The sequence below is a fragment of the Maribacter stanieri genome, from assembly GCF_900112245.1.
GTDB classification, from domain to species: Bacteria; Bacteroidota; Bacteroidia; order Flavobacteriales; family Flavobacteriaceae; genus Maribacter; species Maribacter stanieri.
The window spans coordinates 1,757,675-1,782,687 of sequence record NZ_FOYX01000001.1 but is presented as its reverse complement, the minus strand read 5'-3'; the positions used below and the strand labels follow the sequence as shown (position 1 = coordinate 1,782,687).

The following is a 25,013-nucleotide window of genomic DNA, read 5'->3' as shown; positions in this document are numbered from 1 at the left end:
GTTTGTTAGTTCAGCAAATATCTAAATGAAAATTGAATGAAAACAGTTATGTATATTAAGCAATTGCAACCATTACAAGCACAAGGTTAGCAAAAAGTTAGTTAAACATTATTTACAAATATGCAAAACGTTAGTTTTATGTAAACCTCCTTTAAAATAGATGTTAGCAGCCACATCCATTTACAAGAAAAGATAAATTTTAATTTTCATTATGTTTGTAGGAGAACACATATGAATGGATGATTATCTTATTGGAATAGGAAAACGAATCAAGGAAATTCGTAAAAATGGAAATTTGACTATTAGTGAAATTGCCATAAGAGCTGGCGTTACTGCCGGACTCATATCTAGAATTGAAAATGGGAGAACTATACCCTCTCTACCTGTTCTTTTAAAAATTATAAGTTCTTTGGATGTGGAGGTCACCGATTTCTTTAACGGACTACCACAATCTAATGGTGCTAATTTTATAGTTTCCAGAAAAGAAGATAATTTAACTATAGAGAAAGAGGATGACGCCGTAGGATTTTCATATTCCCATATTTTTGAAAAACAATTGAATACAATTGGTTTTGAAGCGGTATTGCTACACGTACACCCTAATTCTAAAAGAGAAAAAGTAAATACAGATGCTTTTGAATTTAAATATATGTTGTCTGGTGAATGCTATTATTTAATTGATGACGAAGAAGTACTTTTAAAGGAAGGCGATTCCATTTTCTTTGACGGGAGAATTTCACATGTACCTGAGAACAGGAGTAAAAGTACTGCAACAATGTTGGTTCTCTACTTCTTTATTTAGGTGCCAAAACACTTCAAAAGTTCTTGACATATTTAATTTACAATGAAAATATTATAATATAAGCACTTGAATTTACTTTGTTTCTATCCTAAAGCAATTACAATAACTACATAAATTTTATAAGATCATTAAGTCCTGCTAAACTATCTAAAACATAGGTAGGATTTGCGCTTAACAACTGCTTACGGGTATGAGCGCCCGTAGTCACGCCAATAGTTACACCACAATTAGCATTTTTACCTTCTTCAATATCAATAATAGAATCCCCAGCTTTTAGTATAAACTTTTCATCATGAACATTTAACTTCATCATGGCCTCCACTATCATATCAGGATTTGGCCTACCCATGACCACATCATCTGCAGTGACAAGTACATCATACTCCGTACCCAATTTCCATTTCATTTTATCCAATAATAATTGAGCGGTATTGGAGTCGTATCCAGTATTTAAAGCCACCTTTATTCCGCTTTTCTTAAGAGCATAGAGCATTTCTTTTACCCCTTTATAACTAGTAACATTTAAATTTTTGTAAGCATCGACCAACAACATTTTAAAATCCTCAAAAATAGAGGTAGCCATTTCACTATCGAAACACCCAATTTCAGCGGCTATAATATCCTTAATTGCTTGGTGCTTTTCTTTACCGGCACCATGCTCTAAAACAAAATCTAAGTCTAACTGAAAACCTCTTTGATTAATAGCTTTTTGTAATGTTTTATAAACGATGTTATCCTCATTGACAACTGTACCTGCCATATCAAATACGGCCAATTTAATTATATGCATGCTAAATATTAAAAATTTGATTAATGTTATGCTTTGCGAATCCTGCGCTTCCTGTCATTCCTTTACCCCCTATTCCCGTAACTATATGAATATTTCTATCTATGGTCCTTTCAAAAATATCTGAGTTTTTGCATTGAGAGTACATACCAAACCAACGCTGGTTTATTTCATAGGTCGGAAGTTCAAAAATCTCTTTTGCTTTTTTAATCATCAGGTTATCAATCTCCATATTGAGGTCAAAACCTAAATCGTCTATGTTTTCCGCGTCTGCATATTCATGAGAATCACCTAATATTACGCTTCCATCCATAGCCTGTTTGAACAATATATGTACCCCCCATTTTTTCTCAGGACTTTCTAATAGTTCTTTAGATTTAATTTTAAGGTAAGATGGGCATTCGGCAAATGCCTCATAACGTCTAATTGAGAGACCCGTTAAAACGGATCCCGGAATTTTATAATTCTCCTGTGGCTTTGTTTGCATCATTTGCAGTTTCGAAATCTCAAGATCACTTGTAGCAAATAGCTGTGGATACAAGGTTTTAAAATCACTGCCATTACAAATAATAACTTTAGAAGACAGTAACATTCTACCATTTGCCAATTGCGTGGTTACTTCGTTACCAAGAGCATAACATTCTATTACTTTAGATTGGTAAAATATGCTTAATCCTTTTTTCTGTAAATACTTATGAATACGCCCAATCATAGTTCGTGGTTCTACCGTTATTTCTTCTGGAAAAAACAACCCCGCTTTTACATAATTCTCGTTCAAACCAGGATATCTGCTTAAACATTCTGCTTTGGTAAACAGTATAGATGTATATTCATTTATACGATTAATTTCTCGCAACTCTTCAATTAACTGTACCTCTTCTTCATTACTTGCCAGGTAGATAGATCCTTCTTGGCGAACTGTAATATTAAATTTCGCATGAATTTTTTTGTAGATTTTTAAACTCTTACGACCATATTCTTGCCACTTGGTATTCATACCAGAAGGAACAACCTGACCAAAATTACGAACCGTAGCACTTTTAGGCATACTATCCTTTTCCAATAATGCTACCTTGAGTCCTTTCTTCATGGCATGATATGCATGAAAAGTACCAAGCACACCACCACCTACAACTACTAAATCATAATCTATATCAGCCATTTATCATTGGTATTTTAATTTCAAATTCTATTTGGGTTCGTTTATATTTCTTTTGAAAATATGCCATGGAAATGATAGATATAGCAACACCCATGATAGCGATTAGATATGTTGAACCCATAAAAAATTGTATCCAAGAACTATTTGATTGCCCGAAATTCTTATAAAGCAATACCGCCATACTCCCTAAATACCCAAAGGAATCTGCTATATAAATTAAATAGCCCGCATTACCCTCAATTTTGAAAGTTGCAATCATTCTATCAAAGAATATACAGTTGAATGGCACATAACAAGCATAAAGTCCAAAACCTATAAGCACCATCCAGTTTACCGGTGAAATGGCTCCTTGCTGAAACAAAAAGGTAGATACACCTACAAGAATACTTGCCGAAATTAAGAGGAAATGAAACCCTATAAATGCCTTGAAATTATTTTTTATAACTCCGAATAGTCCCAATATAATCAGAACTGAAAATGCAATTGGAAGTTCTGATAATGTATAAATAGATGCATCACCTGCATACCCTACACTATCCCATAATTCTCTGGAAAAATTATCCCTAAAATCACGTAATGAAGTTAAAGCCGTATAGAAAATTACCAAAATTATAATTGGAAATGAGAATCGGATCAATACCCGTTTTCGATCTGCAGCACTCATTGGTTTTCTCTTTTTTCTAAGTTGAATGTCTTCATCAGTAGGTGCTGGAAGCTTTTTTAGAAAATACAAACAGATAAAAAAAGGCAACAAAAAAAGCCCTCCAGTAGCAGCAGGCATCCAAAATTCAGAAATACCATAGGTTGTCATGAGCCATAAGCCAACCGACTTCACCGCACCACTAGAAACAATGAAACTTGAACACAGAATGATACTTAATATTTCGGTCATTTTTCTACCCTCAAGATAAGAGAAGGTGATTCCCCAAATCATCCCCAAGGAAAGACCGTTAAAGAAAAATAGTATACAATTATAAGGTCTAGGAACAAAACCGAATAAAATAAGGGTCAACTCTGCGAATAATATCATACCCGTTAAATATGCTACACGGTGTTTCGATTTTAAACCTGAAACCACCCGGATACCAATAAACTTAGAAAGCATATAACCGACTACTTGTGCAAGAATGAGCATAATTTTATAGTCGACACCAAAGAGTAACTGATTTTCAAAAGTAGCAACGGAAAAAGGTTTTCTAAAAGCATACATACAAAAGTAGAGTCCGAATGAAGCCAGTGCACCATTCAAAAGAACTGTTGTATTTAGTTTAGAAATTTTTAATAACCTCATTTGTTTACTAATAGTAAATTATAGAGGCAATATTCTAAAATTATTTACTATTAGTAACTTTTTAAGTGTTATTAGATGGTTATAAAAAGGGGTAGATTATGTTAAACCTCAGCTTTGCAGAGGTAATTGTTATATCCTATTTTTAATTATAAAAACTACTCAATACAACCTTTTTCTAGGTTAAAATAAAACTGTAAATTTCCATTATACACATAAAAAAAACGGCAAGAAAATTAATTCTTGCCGTTTAAACCTATTAATAATTCGAATTTAATACCCTTGGTTCTGCACCAAGAAACCTTCTATACCAGAGGCGCCATCAACGGCACTTTGCGGTATTGGAAAAAGTCTGTGATTTACATCAGTATCCGTTTTGTCTGTCCAAGTATCTTCATACTTTCCAAATCTAATTTGATCTGATCTTCTAAAACCTTCCCAGTACAATTCAAAACCACGCTCACGGAATAAATCATCAGCGTTAATTGAAGATAATGGAGCGGGAGTTTGATCAGGACGAGCGGTTCTTGATGTTCTTACAATATTTACATCTGCCAAAGCACCAGCAGAATCTCCGTTTCTTAATTTAGCTTCTGCTCTCATCAAATAAATTTCAGCAAGCCTCATCAATACTAAATCAACACTACTGTTACCGTTACCATTTGGTGAAGTACGGCTAAATTGATATTTAGAAACTCTATACCCCGTATTATGCAATGACCCTTCATTTGTAAAATCTATTGCTAAAGTATGATCTACATAACCTACGTCTCTTGCATCGCTATTCCCTTTCGTCTGTCTAACCGGTAATATCTTTACAGTACCATCGTCACAAGTTAAAAATTGACCATCATCACCTTTTCTAGGCCCCCATTGAATACCACGAAGAATACCTCTATCCATTTCAAAGGTTACTGCGTCAACACAATAGAAACTATCATCTGTTTCTGTTTCCAACAACTTATCACGTCCTTCCAAATCTGCTAGCTGAGCATCGGGAACCAACGTATTTCTTTGATAAAAACGGGAATCTGCTGCTGCAGGATCTACATCGCCGTTTGCATCTACCCATGTTTGATAAAAATCAGTTGTAATGGCAGGGCCATCCGTACCATCTGCACTAGGCCATTCCGGTCTTGGAAACATAGCTCCTGCAATAGACCAATATGCCCATCTACTATGCTCTCTAGTTAAAACACCACGCTGATCCAAAGCAAATATTAATTCTGGATTAGAATTATTTTCATCATTGAACAATTCAAAATATTCTGGTGATAAAGAAAAATCTCCTGAATTAATTATACTGTTCGTATAAGAAATTACTTGGTCCATATCTGCCTGTGTAAAATCCGGGGTTCCGTAAGGATCACGATAAACCGCAGCATTTAAATTTAACCTAGCCAAGAAACCATATACGGCAGATTGTGTCATTCTACCCGGACCTTTATCCGTATTGATGACATCTACCACAGATAACAATTCACTTTCAATGTAGTCAATAGCATCTTGTGTTCTTAATACCTCAGAAAGTTCTTCAGATGATTCTTTCTTAAGCACAATCCCCCAACTATCTAACAATAGCATGTTCAGATAAGCTCTAAGCGCTTTCATTTCATACAAAGCACCAGCTGCTTCCGCATCACCTTCGTCTGCTAAAGGCGTCAACACTTCTATTGCTGCCAAAGTTCTTGAAATATTGGTTGTAAGCTCATTCCATCCACTGGAAATTAAATCATTTGTTGGAGTGAAATTATGGCTATGCGCTGCCAAAAATTTACCGCCATCAAACCAATCTGATCCACCACGATAAGGCAAAATTGCTTCATCTGATGGTATTAATTGAAGTCCGTAATAATTGGTATGTCTCCAGGTCCATGAGATATAGCCATATGCAGGTGCAATTGCCCCGCTAATTACTTCTGCCTGAGCACCTGTTAACGATTCGTCTAATAATTCTTCGTCTAAATCCGTACAGCTCCAAGTCAAAAAAGACGCTAGGAACAAGGATGTTATAATTAGTTTATTTTTCATTTTGAAACTATTTTTTTCTTTAAAAGGATACGTTTAAGCCAAACAAGATTGTTCTTGATGAAGGATAGGTGTACCTATCAATACCAAAAGTCTGTATACCATCTACTTCACTACCAGTATTAACTTCTGGGCTATACCCAGTATAATCAGTTATCGTAAATAAATTTTGACCAGTTAATGAAAATCGGATATCGCCTACATATTTATCCAAGCCAATTTTACTAGCTAAAAGAGTATACCCTAAAGTAGCATTGTTCAACCGCAGGTAAGCGCCATCTTCTAAGTACCGTGTAGATACCTCGTTTGAATTACTTACATCTTCATCAAGAAATTGAATAGCGAAATCTGTAGTATTCAAATTTCTACTCAATTGCCCTTTTGAAAAAGAAGACATTGCCGTATGGTTGTAAATCTTATTACCAGATACACCGTTAAAATTAAATCCTAAGTCAAAATTCTTATAATCGAAATTCAAGTAAAACGCATATGTAAAGTCTGGCGCAGCACTACCTGCTGCAATACGGTCATCATCTAAGATTTCACCATCACCATTTACATCTCTAAATTCATTTAAACCATCTGCTCCAATACCTATAAACTCTTTCATATAGAAAGTACCAATAGCTTCATTGTTTAAATAACCATTGATCGTAGCCCCAGTCTGCCCAGCACCTTGTGCCGAACCTGTAGTAATAATAGCGAATGGAGAATCTGTAACCTCATTTTTAATAAACGTAGCGTTACCACCAATATTAAAAGAGAAATCTGAACCGATCATTGTTCTATAATCTAAAGCGAATTCTACACCTGAGTTATGAATTTCTAAATCCTCTAAGTTGGTCCAAATCTTTTCGGTAGGCTGAATAGGATCTACTCTATTTGCAAACAAAACAACATCGGTAGAAACCTTATTAAAGTAATCTACGGTACCTGTTATCTTATTATTAAACAATCCAAAATCCAAACCAATATTTGTCTGTGTAGCTACTTCCCATTTTAAGTTAGGGTTTGCTGTACGAGCAGGTACAGTACCAAAAGGATAACCATCTAATGTGGTTGCACTATCATCTAAAGGATAGGTATCGTTATCACTTTTACTATCTGTATAACTTGCTAGGGAGACTTTATTATCAATACCTTCTTGATTTCCTGTTTGTCCCCAACTAAGGCGAAGTTTTAAGTTATTTACAACATCGCTTTCTGCCAAGAAATTCTCTTTGCTAATATTCCATCCTAAAGCAACCGACGGGAAATATCCGTATTTATTATTTGCCCCAAACTTAGAAGAACCATCTGCACGCATTGTAGCCGTTAACAAGTACTTATCTTGGTAGCCATAATTTAACCTACCAAAGAAAGACTGCAATTCATTTTTCTCTGCTGTAGAAATTAAGCTTGTAGGAAACTCTTGACTACTTATTTGATCTTGATATCTTGGATCAATATCATTATCTGCAAAGCTCTCTAATTCGAACTTTTTTTGCTGAAATAATACTTCTTGATATGAATGACCAACTAAAATTGTAGCACTATGCTCACCTTTATCAAAAGTATAGGTCAACGTATTATCTATTTGAGTGTTTTCATTCGTTGTTACCCATGAATTTAAATACCCTTGATTTAAATCTTCTAATAATGCATAAGGAGAACGCTGTTGATCGCGGTTTGTAGAAGAATAATCTACACCTAGACTAAGTTTATAAACCAAACCCTTTACAATTTCTACAGATGGGGAAATATTTGCTAATATGCGATTACTATTAGATTCATCTAAATAAAGATCGTCACGAACTAACGGATTTAATCTGTTATCATTTAACAACGTAGGAGAACCATTGGTATATAACGGAATAGTAGGATTCAACTCTAACATATCTGTCACAGTAGCGCTGGCATCTGGTCTATTGTTCAAAGTTCTAGAAGCGGTTAGGTTTAAATCTACATTCAATTTACCATCAAAAGCTTTCTGATTTAAGTTTAAACGACCAGAATATCTTTTTAATGAGCTGTTCGCAAAAGTACCTTGTTGATCATCTACACCTACAGATGCGAAATAAGTAAACTTATCTGGAGCACCACCACTCATAGAAAAGTTAACATTCTTTGATACTCCGGTTCTTGTCAATTCATCTTGCCAGTCCGTATTTGCACCACCATCAAGTAAGGTTCCACCAACTGCTGGCACCTGTCTTCTAAACTCATCTGCAGAGAACACATCAATTTTATTTGCAAGGGTTGCGAATGCTGTAGTAACCGATACATTCATTTCAGCTTTACCCGCCTTACCTTTCTTAGTAGTAATAACGATTACCCCGTTTGCTGCACGTGCACCATAGATGGCAGCTGCAGAAGCATCCTTTAAAACATCCATAGATTCAATATCTTGAGGATTGATAAAATTCAAAGGATTTGAGCCTACTCCCGTAGTTGTGTTATCGATTACAAAACCATCGATAACAAATAATGGAGACGTACCTGACCTAAAGCTACCAATACCACGAATTACGATATTTTGAGACGCTCCTGGTTCACCACTAACAGAAGTAATGTTAACCCCAGCAACTTTACCTTGTAATAATTGACCTGGATTTGCTACCACACCTTTATTAAAGTTTTCACTTTTAACGGATGAAATAGACCCTGTTACATCTGATCGTTTTTGGGTGCCGTACCCAACTACAACCACATCATCTAATTGTGTGGCATCTTCTTTTAATTCTACATTAATAGTTGCACGCCCATTTACTGCCACTTCTTGTGTTGAATACCCTAGATAAGATATTATCAATACATCTGTAGCTTCTGCGTTAATTACAAAATTACCATCAAAATCACTTGTGGTACCATTTGTAGTTCCCTTCACTTGAACCGTTGAACCTGGTAAGGGTTGCCCGAATTCATCAGTCACCACTCCCGATACATTGTCCTGCGCCCACATAACGGAAGCAATACCAAGTAAGCAGAAGTGCATTAAAAATTTTAATTTTTTCATACAGTTTGGTTTAATAAAATTTGTTGTTTTTTTATTTCAGGAAGTAAGATTGAGTTCTAGAAATTCTTAAATCCTAAAATTTATTTGCGCTGCAAAAGTAGTTTTAGCGATGCAAGTGACTGTTAACTTAAGATCACGTTTACATTAGCATATTTGACCAAAATTGAGCTGTTGTTTAATTAGTATTAAGTTAACATTTGTTTTCAGCTAAAAGAATTCTGCAGTAGGGATTATCTTGTTAAACAGATTTTGTTTAACAAATTAACATTTTAAAGAGTGGTAATTAAACAAATTATGATTTAAAGGTCTAATATTTTGATGATTTTATGGAAAATCTCATTATTCTCATAAATACCCTGGAATTCTTGAGACATGGGACCATAGGCAAAAACAGGAACCATTACGCCTGTATGGTCATGTGTAGTAAAATCAGCTTCAATTTCATGTTTAAGCATATTACCTTGTGGAATGGTTAACCCACCAGTTTCATGATCCGCTGTAATAATGACAAGAGTGTTTTTATCTGCATCGGCAAATTTTAATGCTTCAGTGATTGCCTTATCAAAAGATATACTTTCATTTATAACTCCTGTGATATCATTTTCATGACTATAGCTATCAATTTTAGCTCCTTCCGTCATTAAGAAAAAAGGCTTCTTTTTATTATTCAAAAAAGAAAGTCCGTTTTTAGTAGCAACCGACAATTGTTCTATATACCCTTCTAAAGATTTTATCTTAATATCAGCAAACCACGCACCTACTTTTTCTTTTTTACTAGTACCAATAGCGGCTATATTCGAATTCATTTCAAATCCTGACGCTTCAATATTCGTAACAGTGGTAGTTGGTCTTGATATGAATAGTTTCAATTTAGAAGTATGTAAGTCCGATGCAATTTCTGCAACCATTCCTCTATCCGTTCTATGGGCGAAAAAGGATGAAGGCGTAGCTCCTGTAATCTCATCTGTAGTAATTACACCAGTGTTAAATCCATTTTCTGAAAGTATTTCAGTAAGGTTTGGTATTGCCCTACCATTTACATCGGTACCAATTGCTCTGTTATTCGTTTTTTGACCTGTGGCAATTGCGCTGCCCGCACCAGCAGAATCTGTAGTAAAATCATCGGCAGATTGTGTTTTTATAAAACCTACACTTTTCAATTGTGTTAAGGATAGCTCTCCGTTGTTCGCTAAAACTGCAGATGAGATTTGCGTAATTCCGTTACCATCACCAATCATTAGAATAATATTCTTAGGTGCACGATTTGCCTTATCAGATTCAAACGTTGGTTTGTACACTTTCGAGAAAATTGTATTCTTAGCTACTCTTTCCTTTAAAGAAGAAACATACTGCACGCACTCATTAGGCATATCTGTATTTATAAAATCTACCCCCATGTTCGTAAAAGCTTTCCAAGCGGATTTAGAATCTGGAGTTGCCCAAAAACGAAATGGCTTTTCTAATTCATGTGCCTTATCTATAACTGCAATAACCTTATTATAATCATCAACGGTTAGTCTGCCTTTACCATTCCATTCAGAATAATTCTTAAAACTTAAACTAACCAAGGCTATTTTATCAAGTGTTTTAGTATCGTTAATAGGTTCTATGCTTTGATAATCGAAAGAAATAAAATCTGGATAGTTTACATACTCCTCTAAAGCCGGTCTATTACCAGAAATGATGATTTTGATATTTTCATTACTAATAATAGTTGGATAATCCTTTAAGCTACCAACGATAGCATCAAGCGTTTTATAGGCATCTGTCTTAACATCTACCATTATCTGAATCTCTTTTCCTGAAACCATTTTTAAGGCTATTGCTTCTTTTAGAGGATTTAAATACAAACGCTCTAAAGTTTTGTCTTGCTGAATTTCATTAAGTTCATGAGCAACCATTAATTTATCATCGATATAAAATACATCTACTTCAATAGATTGTACCTCAGCACCAAATGCTTTCCAGAACGGAACGTTCTGTTTGTAGTCATTATGAGAATGAACCTTATAGTCTTGAGAAAACCCAGTATTAATACTTGCTAAAAACAAAAAGGTTATTGCTATTCTTATAAGTCTCATAATTCAATTTTATAATGAAGAAAATCTTTAAAAATCTTAAGGTACGGTTTTACCTTAAAAAAAAATTCGGTTTGCAAATGTTATAACTAAAATCCTATTTTAACTTAAGCTAAGGTCAAGTAAAGATTAAATTGTTGTCAACATGCTCATATCTATTTAAAGATTTTCGACAGTTGAAACACTTTTTTATTTATTTTTGGAGACTACCAAAACCAACAATGACCGAAAATATAAAACAAATGTTCAGTAAAATGAACGACGAAACTCGAGAAGAAGCATTACAATGCTTGATGTCTGAGTTTAATCTAAAAAGTACCAATTACGTTAGAAAAAATTGGATTATTGGAGGTCGTATTCCTGAAGAAAATCAGGAGAAAATTGTTTTTATTTTCCAAAACCTTCTAAGAACTCAGGTTTTTAAAATCAAAGAAATCAAAGTACAGCTTTAATCAGCTCCATATAACTTCCTATTACAAGCACATTTTTCATTTAGTTCTTTATTTCAGGGCATAAAAAAACCGACACACTATAATGATGCATCGGTTAGTCAACTAACTCAAACTTATTCTAAACTCGCTGCAAAGATGAGTTCATTTATTAAATTCAAGTTTAAGTAAACATCAAGGTAACTTTAAATTCTTTGCATTTTAAAAGTGTTCCTTAATTCATTGTTACAAAAAATAAGAATAGGAGCTTTTCTCAAAAAAAGCAATTTTAAAGTATCACTATTTTATACCTAGCTGACTATAACAATTAAAGCAAATAGCCTTAAAGAAAATAAATAGCACTTCTAAACCATTTTCCTTTACATTTTTTTCGATTTAGAATAATAAGTCTTATCTAAATTATAAGCTAATTAGCTTATAATTTAACCTCTTACCGTTATTAACAGTCAGTGTTAATAACATTAATATGCATTTCATCGAATAAATACAACTTTTCGTCGTTAATGAATAAAGTTTAAATATTTTCGAAACGCGTTAATAAAATAGCGAGATAATTTTTACCACCATTTACATGAAATTGAACATTACCAAAACCTTTTTCGTCCCTGTTGCAGCTGTTGTTTTTCTATTAAGTTTATCCTCTTGCGGTAAAGATTATGATCTTGTCTCAGAATATGTAGTACGTGACAATACTGAAAAAAACATTTTAAATAATGATTCTAATACTCAAAATTCAGGAGTAACAGCTATTAATAATACGAACACACAGGTAGCTAAATAAGAATTTTTATCTCTATTGTTTTCTAAGTAACATTAACCTAATTAAAGTAGTTACTACTACTTTAACATATTTAGTTGCAGCATTAAGCTTCAGTAGGTCTTCTACACTATTTTTAATGTCTGTCGCACCTCCAACAATCTATTTCACTTCTTATTTCAATATTCTAAAGTGCTAAACCGACGTTAGAACTATTCATACTAATGCATTTTCTGCTAACTTTGCAGTTCTAATACATTCCTCACTTTTTGTACACAATAATTGATATAGAAACTACCGGCAACGGAGTAAAAGGCAATAGAATTACTGAGATTTCCATTTTTAAATATGATGGTCATGAAGTAATCGATGAATTTACTTCTTTGGTGAATCCGCAATGCCCTATACCGGCATTTATTACCGGGCTTACCGGAATCGACAATGACATGGTCCGTAACGCACCATTGCTAGAAGAAATAATTCCGCAAATAAATGCTATTACAGCAGATACTATATTTGTTGCCCATAGTGTCAATTTCGATTACAATGTCATAAAAAACGAGTTTAAATTACTTGGACATGATTTCTCTAGAAAGAAGCTATGCACGGTTCGCTTATCAAGAAAGCTTCTACCCGGCTATAATTCATATAGTTTAGGAAAACTAACGGCAGCATTAGGAATACCTTTAACTGATAGGCACCGAGCCAGAGGAGATGCCCATGCCACCGTATTACTTTTTCACAAGTTATTACGTGCAGAAAATTCTGAAAAGGTCTTTAAGCTTTTCTTAAATTCAAAATCACAAGAGGCAACATTACCGCCTGGTTTACCAAAAGAAGAATACTTAAAACTACCTATAACACCAGGCGTCTACTATTTTAAAGACCAAAAGGGAAAAATTATTTATGTAGGTAAAGCTAAGAACATCAAGAAAAGAGTACTTGGTCATTTTTATGATAAAAAGACAAAAGAAATTACTCTTTGTGCAGAAACCACGTCTTTAGATTTTGAGGAAACCGGTAATGAGCTTATAGCGCTATTGAAAGAATCTGCAGAAATAAAACACCATTACCCTAAATATAATAGTGCTCAAAAAAGGTCTATTCAGCAATATGGGATATTCAGCTATGAAGACAGAAATGGCATTATTCACCTTGCATTCAATAAAATAAAAATGACACCTAATCCGTTGGCAATTTGTTATAGTCCTACAGAAGCAAGGCAATATTTAGAAACGCTATGTAGCACTTTTGAACTTTGCCCTAAGTATTGTCATCTGCAAGAAAATGTAGCGGTATGCTCTCATTACAAAATAAAACAATGTATTGGTATTTGTTCTGATCTACAAATGATTAACGAATATAATGACCGTGTTAAGGATGCGCTAACCAGCTTAAAAGAAGTACAAACAGATGTATTTATTAAGATAAAAGGCAGGACTGCAGATGAGAACGCTTTTGTATTTATTCAAGAAAATAATTATAGTGGTTACGGATTTGTTCCTAAAGAAACACCTATTCATCAGCCACAAGATCTAGAGACTTTTATAGTTCGTCAAAAAAACACTTTAGAAACGCAGCGTATTATAGAGAGCTACCTTCGTAAAAATCCTGATTCCGTTTTTTCCTTATAAAAAACTACTTACAACTAGTCCTTCATTTTCTTGTACATCCTAATTACAAAAAGTAACCAGACCATAAAAACTATGGATATGAATATTGAATACATTAGAACGAACTCCACTACTTTTTATATTTTAAATAATTCATAAAACCTAAAATAGTAGGCGCCCAAAATGCTATAAAAATAGCATCTAATTTCTTGCCGGATAAGAAAAGAACTTCCGATACCACTATTATGGACAATACTACTATAAGCATGATTACATTGGCCAGACCGACACGATCAATAAAATTTTTAAACATTACAGTATATAAAATCCTATTTAAAGGGTTAATTAATAATACTTCAAGTTAAGATATGATACCCAGATAAACAATTCTGTTTATAGAGTTGTGGGACACACGTAATCCGTCTTTTTTAAATCTTCCTTTTTAAGTGCTCCGTAACCGCCTTTTACATCAATAAGATTGTGAATTCCACGACTCTTTAAAATAGATGATGCTATTACCGATCTGTACCCACCAGCACAGTGAACCAAGAATTCTCCCTTCTCAGGAAACTTAGACAAATGCTTATTCAATTCACTCAGCGGCGTATGAACAGCACCTACTAAGTGCTCACTTAAATACTCACCATCTTTACGTACATCAAAAATGGCAGCATCGCCTTTATCAATAATATCTTTAGCCTCAGATGATGTAATTGAAGTAATTTGATCAATCTCTTTACCTGCTGCTTTCCAAGCTTCAATTCCGCCTTTTAAATATCCTATAGCCGAGTCGAACCCAACACGAGACAATCTCGTAATAGCTTCTTCTTCTTTACCTTCAGGTATCACCAATAACAAAGGCTGTTTTGTATCCGCTATTAAATCTCCTACCCAAGGAGCAAAATCTCCGTTTAAACCAATAAAAATAGATCTTGGCACATGACCTTTCACAAACTCATCTTGGTGTCTTACATCCAATACCAAAGCTTCGGTAGTATTCGCTGCTTTTTCAAACTCTTCTGGAGTTAGCCCACGGTTTCCACGCACAAGAACATCATCAATATCCTCATACCCTTCTTTATTCATCTTTACGTTCAAAGGAAAATATTTAGGTGGTGGCAATAACCCGTCCGTAACTTCTTTTACAAACTCCTCTTTAGTCATATCTGCCCGTAAAGCGTAGTTCATTTTCTTCTGATTACCCAAAGTATCAACAGTCTCCTTCATCATATTCTTACCACATGCAGAACCAGCGCCATGTGCTGGGTAAACGGTAATATCATCTGCTAATGGCATTATTTTAGTTCTTAAACTGTCAAACAATGTTCCTGCCAATTGCTCTTGCGTCATATCCGCAGATTTCTGTGCTAAATCTGGTCTTCCAACATCTCCCAAGAATAATGTATCACCAGAAAAAATAGCATGGTCCTTACCATTTTCATCTCTCAATAAATAGGTTGTACTTTCCATAGTATGCCCAGGAGTATGCAATACCTTAAATGTAATTTTTCCTAATTTAAACTCTTGTCCGTCCTCAGCTATAATGGCATCAAAAGTTGGGTTTGCAGTAGGTCCGTAAATAATAGGCGCACCAGTTTCTTTAGATAATGTAACATGCCCGCTAACAAAATCGGCATGAAAATGAGTTTCAAAAATATACTTGATTTTTGCGTTGTCGTTCGCTGCTCTTTTTATATAAGGACTCACTTCTCTTAACGGATCAATTATAGCTACTTCACCATCACTCTCAATATAATAAGCTCCTTGAGCCAAACAACCAGTATATATTTGTTCTATGTTCATACGACACTATCTTTTATATTATTCAACATACCTCTTCTTCCTTAAGGTACAAGATTTATTTTATTTTGGGGCTACTTTCATCTTAGCCATCCTACTATTTTCATAGGCCACTTTAGCAGCCAATAAAGAAACTTCGTTCGGGTTATCAAAAAAGTCTACCGCTTCTTTTGTCTTTACAAACAGAAATTCTCTTTGCAATTCCTTAATTATTCCTGTATTAAAAATGATATCTCTTGTTGGTCCAATAGCACCAGCAATATAAAATTGTAAGTTTCTTTCACGAATATCATGAATAAGCTTAGTTAGCATATCTGCTGCCGTTGCATCTATATAATTTATAGATTCAGCGTTTAAAATTATCCCCTTTAACTTAGGTCCCTTCGCCTTAATATGTTTTAAAAGTTGCTTTTTAAAATAAGCTGAATTACCAAAGTACAATTGAGAATCGAACCTAACGATTAATAAATCATTACGCACAACCACCTCATCGGCAAAACGAATTACATTTTTATAATAGTCGGAATTTCCAATATTACCAATCTCAACAAAATGCGGTTTAGATGTTCTGTACACCATCAACAATAAAGAGCACAGCACACCTATTAAAATACCCTGAGTAATGCCAATAAACAATGTAATAATAAAGGTAATAAGCATTATAAAAAACTCATCTTTCCTATTCAACCACAGATGTTTAAAATAGTTGATATCTATAAGTTTGACGACCGACACCATAATAATACTAGCTAAAACGGCATTAGGTAAATACTTAAATAAAGGTGTTAAAAATAACAGGGTTAAAACAACCAATATAACACTGAATATTGCAGATAAGTTTGTTTTAGTACCAGCATCATAGCTAATTGCGGATCTAGAAAAACTTGCCGTTACCGGGTAACCTTGAAATAAAGAACCTACAATATTAGCGGAGCCTAAAGCTATTAATTCTTTATTTGCTTCTATCGTATCTTCCCCTGATTTATCTTCTAATGCCTTACCAATGGATATTGCTTCTAAATAACCTACCAATGCCAACGCAATTGCAATAGGCGCTAGTTGCTTCATATCTTCAACATCAACGGTCGGCATAACAAAGGTTGGCAACCCGCTAGGTACACTACCCACCAATTTAATTCCGAATGTTTCCATCTGAAAAAGGAAAACAGCTAAAATACCCAACACTACTATTATTAAAATACCGGGTATATTTTTGTTCCATTTTTTAAATGCCAACAGTAACCCGATACCCACAAGACCGATACCAAAATCTACCCAATTAGTCTCACCTAGCTTATAAAAAATATTGAATATCGTTTCATAAATTCTATTACTACCCGCAACAGAAATACCCAACAAATGCTTTAACTGACTTAATACTATGATGATTGCCGCTGCGGAGGTAAAACCACTAATAACGGGTTTGGAGAGAAAGTTGACTAAAAACCCCATGCGCAGTACACCTAATACCAATTGAATTGCACCCACCATTAAGGTAAGCAGAACTACCATTATTATGTAATTCTCCACACCAGTTATTGCCAATGTTCCAAGACCAACGGCTACCAATAAGGAATCCATTGCAACGGGACCAACAGCTATTTTTCTCGATGTACCAAGCAAAGCATAGGTAAGCACAGGAAATAATGAAGCATACAAACCGTGCACAGGTGGTAGCCCCGCAATCATAGCATATGCCATACCTTGTGGCACCAGAACGATACCAACGGTAAGACCCGCTATTAAATCCTTAATAAAGTAGGCTTTTTTATAGGTAGAAACCCATTCCATAAAAGGCAAAATATTCCTCACGCAGCAAATTTAATCAATTAGAAGGGCACAGCGGCTGATTTTAAAACCATTACATTACGGATTAAGAAGTCTATTGAATTCCAATGCTTTTTCTACCCAAAAATCTAAGTCGTTTTCGGTATCAAAACCATCAGGTTCAATAAATAGAAATCCGCGTATTGGTTTTCCCGTGAAATCCATTGGTTTACTACCTGGTAAATTTAAAAGCGCTTCGTAATTAAGTTTACCTACCCTTAGCATTAACCTATCTTCTTCACTTTTCTTATCGAACATAATGCCTAAACACATTTTACCGTTCATCATAAAGGTGAGTCCACCCATCATTTTCTTCTCCTCTAACTCCCCTTTTCCCTTTAGACGTATTCTTACCCTATCCGCCAAATATTCACTATACGCCATTACTTAAAATTTCCATTCTTCAGTTTCCAATTCTTTATATACAACCTCATCTGAAATTGAAGCTACATTACCTTCATAGCTTTTACCTCTTAGCTTCCCTACCGTATGGGCCTGTAATTCAATAGTACCATTTTCGGTCAATAGTTCTTTTAATTCTTTATCAAAATCTAACGCTGATGTCAACCACTGTTCTTCCATATTTTCAGAAAGCATTAAAGGCATGCGTGGTTCTTTTAGTTTTGGGTTGTTATGAATTTTTGCCATTAATCCATTACCAATTGTGGTTACTACTGAAAAAGAATTTATAACACCTCCATCTTCCGGATTTACCCATTTAGACCATAAGGCTGCCAAGGCTATTGGTTGGTTATTCTTTCGATGGATGTAAAACGGATATGTATGATTATTACAATGGTGGTGTTCGTAAAATCCGTCGATATAAAAAATACAACGTTTCTCTTGGACAGAATCTCTAAAAGCAGGTTTGTCAGTAATGGTCTCTACCCTGGCATTCAACGTACTGTTCCAAATCTTCTTTTGCTGTTCTACGCTATTCACCCAATGTGGTATTAAACCCCAAGTAGCTACCATAGGATAAAACTCATCTTCGTTGGTATATATTAAAACATCTGGATGTGAAAATCCAGAAGCATGATGTAACGGCAAATCAGTTAAAGGACCAAGCTTTTCTATAATTTCATCTATCGCCTTTAAATCTTGACTCCTTTTTGCCCGCTTCAATTGCGCCTCTAAACTGGTTTTAACATCATAACACATACACCATAATTTAGTAATGGATATTTATGGCAAAGGCTTCAACTTTACCTTGAACAACATTGGCTCATTTTTTAATACCATAAAACCTTCTGCCAAATTATCTTGAGAAACAGCGTATGGATAAAATGTAATAGGCTCTATACAGACCATATTGGGCACCTCTGTCCATAACATAAAATGACTAAACCCTTCTGATGTTATTTGTAATGTACGCTCATCTTTCAACGTAACGACATCGATATTTGGTATTTGAAGTGCTCTGCTACCTACTGCCATAACCTCTGGTATGGTAATATTCTGCTTTCCTGCAGATATGATAGCATTTTTAGTATGAAGCATAAATGCGGGGTGATATCCAAGCATAAATGGCATTCCCTCTTCGCCAGAAATTGTAAACGAAACGTTTAATGCACCATCTATTAATTCAAAGGTTTTTACGAACTCAAAATTATACGGCCAAGCTAATTTCTCCGCAGTAGATTTCGTAGGATATTTAGAATTCAATACGGTTGTATTTGCAGTGTATTTTTTTACAAAAACAGCCTTGCTATCCGTATTCCCCACTATTTTATACTTCATTTCTCGCAGTAACCCATGCTGATCTTGAATAGCGAATCCCTTTGGAGTTTTTACTTTAAAATCTGCTTCGCTAGTAGGTCCTATTAACGGAAACATTTCAGTATCAACACTACGCCAACCAGGGTTCCCTTTTTGGTGCATAAACTCATGACCAGAAACTTGATACCCTACCAATTCTCCATCTTCAATTTTTACGTGTTGATCTCCAACTTTAAGTGTTGTTATTTTACTCATTTATCAATCTATAAATTAATAGTGCAGTTCTTTTTGTCAGTGCTTCTATAGTATTTAAGTTCACAGTTTCTTCTGGAGTGTGTGCTGCATTACCCATAGTACCTAAACCATCTAAACAATCTACATATTCCGCTACAAAAGAAGTATCTGCAGCGCCTCTTTTTCCTGGATCATATGCCAATACCTCACCTTGTTTCAAATCTAAACTTACTTTGTTCAGTTTAGTTAACAATGCCTTGTTACCTTCCGTTGGCTGCATAGCAGGATAACTATCATCAAAAGTTACCTTGGCAGAGGTATGTGGTAAATTGTTGGCCACAACTGTTCTCATATTTTCGCGAGCACGTTCTTTTTGCTCTTCAGATATAAATCGTAATCCGCCGCGAACTTCTGCTTTTTGAGCTACTACATTGGTCTTGCCAAATACAGTTCCCTTACTGGTCATTTCATCAAATTCTACGAACGTACCACCAACCAAAGTACCAGGATTGAAGGTTAATAAGTCTTCCCCTTTTACATCGGTGTAAAAGCCGTTTAAAATTCTTGACATTTCAAAAATGGCTCCTGCTCCGGTATCTTCACTAAAGATTCCTGAAGAGTGCGCTCTTTTACCCTCAACCTCAACTTTCCAACCAGACGAACCTCTACGGGCAACTGTTGCATAATTAAACCCAGTTGAGTTTTCAAAACCTAACCCAATCTCACTTCTTTTAGCAGCTTCAATTAGATCATGTCTGCTTTTCTCTAGAGGGCTGCCCGTACTTTCTTCATCTCCTGTAAAGGCTACAATAATTTGAGCATCATTTAGCAATCCGTTTTGTTGTAGTGCTTTTAATGCATATAGCACTATAACATCGCCACCTTTCATATCATTTCCCCCTGGGGCATGAGCTATGGAATCGTTAACCATCTCAAATTTTTGAAACGGACTATCTTCTTCAAAAACGGTATCTAAATGACCTATTAACAGAAGCTTTTTTCCCTTTGTACCTTTAATTTCAGCGAACAGATGTCCTGCTCTATTCATTTCTTCGGGCATAGGTATCCAAGTGCTTTCAAAACCGATATCGGTGAAAGCAGAAGCAAATTCTTGACCTACCATTTCAACACCTTTAAGATTTAAAGTACCGCTATTGATATTCACGACTTTTTCCAGAAAGGAAATTGCCTCGGCATTGTTTTGCTCTATAGCTTTAACAACCTTTTTTTCGTTTTTTGAAAGCTTCTGTGCATGAACTGCCGTAAACAGAAACATAGATAATACGGTAAGTAGTAACTTTTGATGCATGTGGTTTGTTTTACATCAAATTTACCAAAAAGGGGTTTAAACAAAGATTAAATATGGAATAAGCTATTCAAAAAATTAACTACTCGAAACGAATAGCTTTTACAGGTGTAATTTTGGTAATAATATATGATGGAATCAACAACATCAACAAACAAAGAAACAAAACTCCCGCGTTTAATAACAGAATGGTCCACAAATCTATACTTACAGGAATGTACTCTATATAATATTCTTTCGGGTTCGGGAACTTGAAAACACGAAATTTCTCTTGAATAAAAATAATTCCTAGACCTATAAGATTTCCCCAGAACAACCCAACAGCAATAAGATACGCTGCATTGTATAAAAAGACTTTTCTAATACTCCAATTCGTAGTACCCAACGCTTTTAAAATACCGATCATTGGGGTACGCTCTAAGATTAAAACCAATAAAGCGGTAATCATATTTATTCCACCTACTATAATCATAATACCAATGATCAATGCGATATTAAAATCGAACAACCCAATCCATTCAAAGATTTTATAGTACTTATCTTTTATAGTTTTAGTATCTAAACTAGCTACCGTTTCGCCATATATTTCATTGGCTTTCTGGTCTATATCATCAAAACTATTCAAGAAAATCTCAAAATTACCTACTTCGGTATCCTTCCATTTATTCATACGCTGTATATGGCGTATATCCGTAAAAATATAGAGTCCGTCAATTTCTTCAAATCCGCTATCAAAGATTCCGGTAATGGTAAATTTTCTTTGATTGGGAATTTTATCGGCTGCATCATCTCGCAAGAAAAAAGTAAAGAATGAATCGCCCACCTTTAAGTTAAGCCGACTAGCCATTATTCTAGAAATCAACACATCTGAATTTAACTCACCGGAATAATCTGGTAATACACCATCAATTAAAAACTCTTTGAATGGTTCCCAATTATATTCGGTACCGACACCTTTGGCAATAATACCTTCAAAAGTTTCTTCGGTACGTATAATACCAGCTTTCGTGGCAACAGCTTGTATATGAACAATACCATCTACCATATTGAAATCCGGATAAAATTCCTGATTTGTACTCACAGGTACTACAGAAACTTCAGAATTATTATTATCGTAATTATAGATTTGTACGTGACCGTTAAATGCAGTTATTTTTTCACGTATTTTTTCTTTTAGACCTAGACCTGTAGCAATAGCAACCAACATCATAACAACCCCAATTGCAATTGCGGCAATGGCTATTTTTATTATTGGCGCAGATATACTAATTTTATGCTCCTTACCCTTTATAAGCCGTTTGGCGATAAAATATTCTAGATTCAAATGATGTTATTTTTATCCAATTTCAAAAGTACAGTTTTATTATGGTTTTTGGTATTGGCTACCTGTGGAAACGAAACCAAAGAAGTAGCTACTACAATAAACAACGAGCCACATATAGAGCAAATGGAAAAAGAAATTATAGTTGCCGCTAACAGAACTGAAGCTTATGTACCACTTTTAAAAGGAAAAAAAATAGCTATTGTCGCAAACCAGACCAGCGTCATTTTTAATTCTGACGGACACACCCATTTGGTAGATAGTCTACTTTCTTTAGATGTTGACATTAAACATGTATTTGCACCAGAACATGGGTTTAGAGGTGATTACGATGCAGGTGAGCATGTAAATAATAGTACCGATATAAAAACGGGGCTAGACTTAATATCGTTGCACGGTAAAAATAGAAAACCAAGTCAGGAGCAACTCGAAGGCTTAGATTTAGTATTGTTCGACATACAAGATGTAGGTGTACGTTTTTACACGTACATATCAACCATGCAATTGGTGATGGAAGCTTGTGCCGAAAAAGGAATACCCATTTTAGTATTGGACAGACCAAACCCTAACGGACATTATGTTGACGGACCAACAATGAAAGCCGCACACACCTCTTTTCTGGGTATGACCGAAATTCCGTTAGTGTATGGAATGACCATTGGCGAATACGCAACTATGATTAATGAAGAAATGTGGTTGGATGGTGATAAAAAGGTAGACTTAACCGTAATTCCTTTAAAAAATTGGACACATGATACATTTTATAGTCTACCAATACGGCCTTCACCAAACTTACCTAATGACACCTCTATAAACCTATACCCTAGTTTGGGTCTTTTTGAAGGCACAAATATTAATGCCGGTCGTGGAACGGAGTTTCAGTTTCAACGTTACGGAGCCTCATTTTTAGACAGTAAAGTTTACGATTTTACATATACCCCAAAACCCAATTTTGGCTCTAAATACCCAAAAGAAGAAGGAAAGTTGTGTTATGGTAAAGACCTATCAAAAACAGAGCGCATGAATGAGGTGACTATGGATTATATTATAGATGCGTACACCAACTCGGTTGATAAAAGCAAATATTTTCTGACGAGCGGATTCACCAAGCATGCAGGTTCTGAAAAACTTCAAAAACAAATTGAAGACGGACTAACCAATACCGAAATAAAAGCCACTTGGCAAGCAGACCTAGAAAAGTTCAAGAAAATTAGAGCAAAGCACCTACTTTACTAATGGATGATTATCATTAACGATATCTGTTGTTGGTTTTCGATACCCAACAAATGGATATTTAAGTAATGAGCTAATTTGTCCGTTTGCAACCTCATCTGGAAAAGTATCTACACCGTAGATAATTTTCTCTCTGTCTAAATGCATATACGTCCCAAACAGACGATCCCACCAAGAAAAGATATTTCCGTAATTACTATCTGTATATGGTAATACATAATGATGATGTACTTTATGCATATCGGGTGAAATAAGTATCCAGCTGATAGCTTTATCTACACCTTTTGGAAGTTTTATGTTCGCATGGTTAAATTGTGACAATATTACCGAAAGACTTTGGTATAACATGATAATACCTATTGGTGCGCCAACTACAAAAACCCCTACCAGAGTAAATACATAACGTATTAAGCTTTCTAACGGGTGATGCCTATTAGCTGTAGTCGTATCAACATTATGATCTGTATGATGCACCAAATGCACCATCCACAATGGTTTTACTCTATGCTCAACCAAATGTGCTAAATACGCCCCAATTAAATCTAACAGAGCAACACCTAAAAATACATAAGCCCACAAAGGCATTTCTGGTAACCAATTAATAATACCAAAATCATTGGTTACTGCCCAATCAGATGTTTTTAACAGCAAAAATGCCAAAGGAAAATTAATAATGATGGTTGTTAATGTAAAAAAGAAATTGGGTAAAGAATGTTTCCATTTATCATAAGAACCGTTGAACAATGGTACAATACCTTCTAATATCCAAAAGAAAGTTATTCCCCCTACCAATATTAATGATCTGTGTGCAGCAGGTATCGATTCAAAATAGGTTATTAATTGTTCCATCAAATAAGTAAGTCGTTAAAATTATAAACTGCAGAAATCAATTTGCAACTCAATTATAGTATCATCAATAAAAAATACAAATTCTAATGATTTCGTAATTAATCATGTAATATAATAAAGTTTTATTGATTTATTCCACTACAAATACAGCATATTTATATAATAACAGCTTTGAATTAATGACACTAAAAAATTAGAACTTTACAAAAGGGTGAACTTTATTGGGTCCATTACACGCCAAGTATCTTGTATTTTATATGACTTTTTCAAAACAATCAGAAACTTCTTGTCGTTACTTGAACACTCCATGGTAATACTTCCTCTTTCAATAGGCACGTTATGGTCAGGGTTACTTTTATAGCTTACTTTTTCTAAAATAATATCTTCCCACAATACCCCGAACGAGTTTCCCCTTTTGCTTATGTTTTTAAAATTCTCGATAACTTTAATTTCAAACTTTGAAATTATGGTATCTACTGAAGGAATATTTTCTTTTGGCTGAGCATTTTTGACAATTGGAATCAAATATTCCACTTCGCTTGTAGTGGGTAATATTTTTAAAAATTCTTTTTCGCTCTGTGTTTTCAGTGCGTTAAATACAGAATTTACAACCTCAGTATTTCTAATATCTTCTTGTGCAAAAGAAGTGTTATATACAAGTAAAGAAATAATAATAAAAAGAAAATGGATAGGACGTTTCATGCTTATTTAAAATAATGGATTTATTTCATCAATAGTTTTTTTAACAATCTGATTTTCTTTTTT

20 protein-coding genes are annotated in these 25,013 nt (G+C 34.6%); 5 read left to right on the top strand and 15 right to left on the bottom strand.

Translation table 11 applies throughout. From position 1 onward, the window contains the following. Positions 1-235: 235 nt before the first annotated feature. Positions 236-802 carry a helix-turn-helix domain-containing protein gene (locus BM296_RS07680; RefSeq protein ID WP_027064752.1) on the top strand — a complete coding sequence of 189 codons (567 nt, stop codon included), beginning with the start codon at positions 236-238 and terminating at the stop codon, positions 800-802. Positions 803-908: 106 nt separating this feature from the next. On the opposite strand, the gene BM296_RS07675 is transcribed toward BM296_RS07680, so the two are convergent. From BM296_RS07675 to BM296_RS07650, 6 genes are all read right to left on the bottom strand, one after another. Next, positions 909-1,592 (bottom strand): phosphonatase-like hydrolase, encoded by a 684-nt coding sequence (locus BM296_RS07675; RefSeq protein WP_091902523.1) that lies wholly within the window; start codon positions 1,590-1,592, stop codon positions 909-911. 1 nt (position 1,593) lies between these two features. Then, a complete protein-coding gene (locus tag BM296_RS07670) occupies positions 1,594-2,751 on the bottom strand; it encodes a TIGR03364 family FAD-dependent oxidoreductase (RefSeq protein WP_091902522.1) in 1,158 nt (385 codons plus the stop codon). Then, entirely contained in the window at positions 2,744-4,042 is a 1,299-nt protein-coding gene (locus BM296_RS07665; RefSeq protein WP_091902521.1) for a DUF5690 family protein, read from the bottom strand. Before BM296_RS07665 ends, BM296_RS07670 begins: the two co-directional genes overlap by 8 nt. A 270-nt stretch (positions 4,043-4,312) precedes the next feature. Next, complete coding sequence (locus BM296_RS07660; RefSeq protein WP_091902520.1) at positions 4,313-6,070, bottom strand: RagB/SusD family nutrient uptake outer membrane protein; 1,758 nt, start codon at positions 6,068-6,070, stop codon at positions 4,313-4,315. Positions 6,071-6,089: 19 nt separating this feature from the next. Then, the gene (locus BM296_RS07655; RefSeq protein WP_091902519.1) at positions 6,090-9,062 is read right to left on the bottom strand and encodes a SusC/RagA family TonB-linked outer membrane protein; all 2,973 of its coding nucleotides are present in this window, start codon (positions 9,060-9,062) and stop codon (positions 6,090-6,092) included. Between the two features lie 299 nt (positions 9,063-9,361). Then, complete coding sequence (locus BM296_RS07650) at positions 9,362-11,143, bottom strand: alkaline phosphatase (protein WP_091902518.1); 1,782 nt, start codon at positions 11,141-11,143, stop codon at positions 9,362-9,364. Positions 11,144-11,361: 218 nt separating this feature from the next. Here BM296_RS07650 and BM296_RS07645 point away from each other — a divergent pair, with 218 nt between their 5' ends. The 3 genes from BM296_RS07645 (at position 11,362) to BM296_RS07635 (ending at position 13,980) form a co-directional block, all read left to right on the top strand. Further along, positions 11,362-11,592 carry a hypothetical protein gene (locus BM296_RS07645; RefSeq protein WP_027064759.1) on the top strand — a complete coding sequence of 77 codons (231 nt, stop codon included), beginning with the start codon at positions 11,362-11,364 and terminating at the stop codon, positions 11,590-11,592. Between the two features lie 568 nt (positions 11,593-12,160). Next, positions 12,161-12,370, top strand: a complete 210-nt coding sequence (locus BM296_RS07640; protein ID WP_027064760.1) for a hypothetical protein — start codon at positions 12,161-12,163, stop codon at positions 12,368-12,370. A 245-nt stretch (positions 12,371-12,615) separates the two neighbouring features. Continuing rightward, positions 12,616-13,980 (top strand): exonuclease domain-containing protein, encoded by a 1,365-nt coding sequence (locus tag BM296_RS07635; protein ID WP_091902517.1) that lies wholly within the window; start codon positions 12,616-12,618, stop codon positions 13,978-13,980. Between the two features lie 372 nt (positions 13,981-14,352). Here BM296_RS07635 and BM296_RS07625 read toward each other — a convergent pair whose 3' ends face one another. The 7 genes from BM296_RS07625 to BM296_RS07595 all read right to left on the bottom strand — a co-directional run bounded on the left by BM296_RS07625 (position 14,353) and on the right by BM296_RS07595 (position 22,169). After that, positions 14,353-15,762: an MBL fold metallo-hydrolase gene (locus tag BM296_RS07625; RefSeq protein ID WP_091902515.1), complete on the bottom strand. Its 1,410-nt coding sequence runs from the start codon at positions 15,760-15,762 to the stop codon at positions 14,353-14,355. Positions 15,763-15,822: 60 nt separating this feature from the next. Then, complete coding sequence (locus BM296_RS07620) at positions 15,823-17,571, bottom strand: SulP family inorganic anion transporter (RefSeq protein ID WP_027064764.1); 1,749 nt, start codon at positions 17,569-17,571, stop codon at positions 15,823-15,825. 54 nt (positions 17,572-17,625) lie between these two features. Continuing rightward, positions 17,626-17,970: a TfoX/Sxy family protein gene (locus BM296_RS07615; RefSeq protein WP_027064765.1), complete on the bottom strand. Its 345-nt coding sequence runs from the start codon at positions 17,968-17,970 to the stop codon at positions 17,626-17,628. Between the two features lie 3 nt (positions 17,971-17,973). Next, on the bottom strand, positions 17,974-18,747 hold the full coding sequence (locus BM296_RS07610; RefSeq protein WP_091902514.1) for an SOS response-associated peptidase: 774 nt from the start codon (positions 18,745-18,747) through the stop codon (positions 17,974-17,976). A gap of 24 nt (positions 18,748-18,771) precedes the next feature. After that, positions 18,772-19,560, bottom strand: coding sequence for an aldose epimerase family protein (locus BM296_RS07605; protein ID WP_091902513.1), 789 nt, complete (start codon positions 19,558-19,560; stop codon positions 18,772-18,774). Continuing rightward, a complete protein-coding gene (locus BM296_RS07600) occupies positions 19,553-20,848 on the bottom strand; it encodes a M20/M25/M40 family metallo-hydrolase (RefSeq protein ID WP_091902512.1) in 1,296 nt (431 codons plus the stop codon). The genes BM296_RS07605 and BM296_RS07600 overlap by 8 nt, the downstream gene beginning before the upstream one ends. Positions 20,849-20,927: 79 nt before the next feature. Beyond that, positions 20,928-22,169 (bottom strand): ABC transporter permease, encoded by a 1,242-nt coding sequence (locus BM296_RS07595; protein ID WP_091902511.1) that lies wholly within the window; start codon positions 22,167-22,169, stop codon positions 20,928-20,930. Between the two features lie 3 nt (positions 22,170-22,172). Between BM296_RS07595 and BM296_RS07590 the strand changes: the two genes are divergently transcribed. Continuing rightward, positions 22,173-23,402: an exo-beta-N-acetylmuramidase NamZ family protein gene (locus BM296_RS07590; protein WP_091902974.1), complete on the top strand. Its 1,230-nt coding sequence runs from the start codon at positions 22,173-22,175 to the stop codon at positions 23,400-23,402. Here the strand turns inward: BM296_RS07590 and BM296_RS07585 are convergent. Both BM296_RS07585 and BM296_RS07580 read right to left on the bottom strand, forming a co-directional pair. Further along, positions 23,391-24,248 carry a sterol desaturase family protein gene (locus tag BM296_RS07585; RefSeq protein WP_091902510.1) on the bottom strand — a complete coding sequence of 286 codons (858 nt, stop codon included), beginning with the start codon at positions 24,246-24,248 and terminating at the stop codon, positions 23,391-23,393. The genes BM296_RS07590 and BM296_RS07585 overlap by 12 nt on opposite strands. A 201-nt stretch (positions 24,249-24,449) precedes the next feature. Continuing rightward, a complete protein-coding gene (locus BM296_RS07580; protein ID WP_091902509.1) occupies positions 24,450-24,950 on the bottom strand; it encodes a hypothetical protein in 501 nt (166 codons plus the stop codon). Positions 24,951-25,013 lie beyond the last annotated feature (63 nt).

Excerpts from the sequence above, each read along its gene's own strand:
- BM296_RS07680 (WP_027064752.1), top strand. The coding sequence starts at position 236 with ATGGATGATTATCTTATTGGAATAGGAAAACGAATCAAGGAAATTCGT.
- BM296_RS07675 (WP_091902523.1), bottom strand. The coding sequence starts at position 1,592 with ATGCATATAATTAAATTGGCCGTATTTGATATGGCAGGTACAGTTGTC.
- BM296_RS07670 (WP_091902522.1), bottom strand. The coding sequence starts at position 2,751 with ATGGCTGATATAGATTATGATTTAGTAGTTGTAGGTGGTGGTGTGCTT.
- BM296_RS07665 (WP_091902521.1), bottom strand. The coding sequence starts at position 4,042 with ATGAGGTTATTAAAAATTTCTAAACTAAATACAACAGTTCTTTTGAAT.
- BM296_RS07660 (WP_091902520.1), bottom strand. The coding sequence starts at position 6,070 with ATGAAAAATAAACTAATTATAACATCCTTGTTCCTAGCGTCTTTTTTG.
- BM296_RS07655 (WP_091902519.1), bottom strand. The coding sequence starts at position 9,062 with ATGAAAAAATTAAAATTTTTAATGCACTTCTGCTTACTTGGTATTGCT.
- BM296_RS07650 (WP_091902518.1), bottom strand. The coding sequence starts at position 11,143 with ATGAGACTTATAAGAATAGCAATAACCTTTTTGTTTTTAGCAAGTATT.
- BM296_RS07645 (WP_027064759.1), top strand. The coding sequence starts at position 11,362 with ATGACCGAAAATATAAAACAAATGTTCAGTAAAATGAACGACGAAACT.
- BM296_RS07640 (WP_027064760.1), top strand. The coding sequence starts at position 12,161 with ATGAAATTGAACATTACCAAAACCTTTTTCGTCCCTGTTGCAGCTGTT.
- BM296_RS07625 (WP_091902515.1), bottom strand. The coding sequence starts at position 15,762 with ATGAACATAGAACAAATATATACTGGTTGTTTGGCTCAAGGAGCTTAT.
- BM296_RS07615 (WP_027064765.1), bottom strand. The coding sequence starts at position 17,970 with ATGGCGTATAGTGAATATTTGGCGGATAGGGTAAGAATACGTCTAAAG.
- BM296_RS07610 (WP_091902514.1), bottom strand. The coding sequence starts at position 18,747 with ATGTGTTATGATGTTAAAACCAGTTTAGAGGCGCAATTGAAGCGGGCA.
- BM296_RS07605 (WP_091902513.1), bottom strand. The coding sequence starts at position 19,560 with ATGAGTAAAATAACAACACTTAAAGTTGGAGATCAACACGTAAAAATT.
- BM296_RS07600 (WP_091902512.1), bottom strand. The coding sequence starts at position 20,848 with ATGCATCAAAAGTTACTACTTACCGTATTATCTATGTTTCTGTTTACG.
- BM296_RS07590 (WP_091902974.1), top strand. The coding sequence starts at position 22,173 with ATGTTATTTTTATCCAATTTCAAAAGTACAGTTTTATTATGGTTTTTG.
- BM296_RS07585 (WP_091902510.1), bottom strand. The coding sequence starts at position 24,248 with ATGGAACAATTAATAACCTATTTTGAATCGATACCTGCTGCACACAGA.
- BM296_RS07580 (WP_091902509.1), bottom strand. The coding sequence starts at position 24,950 with ATGAAACGTCCTATCCATTTTCTTTTTATTATTATTTCTTTACTTGTA.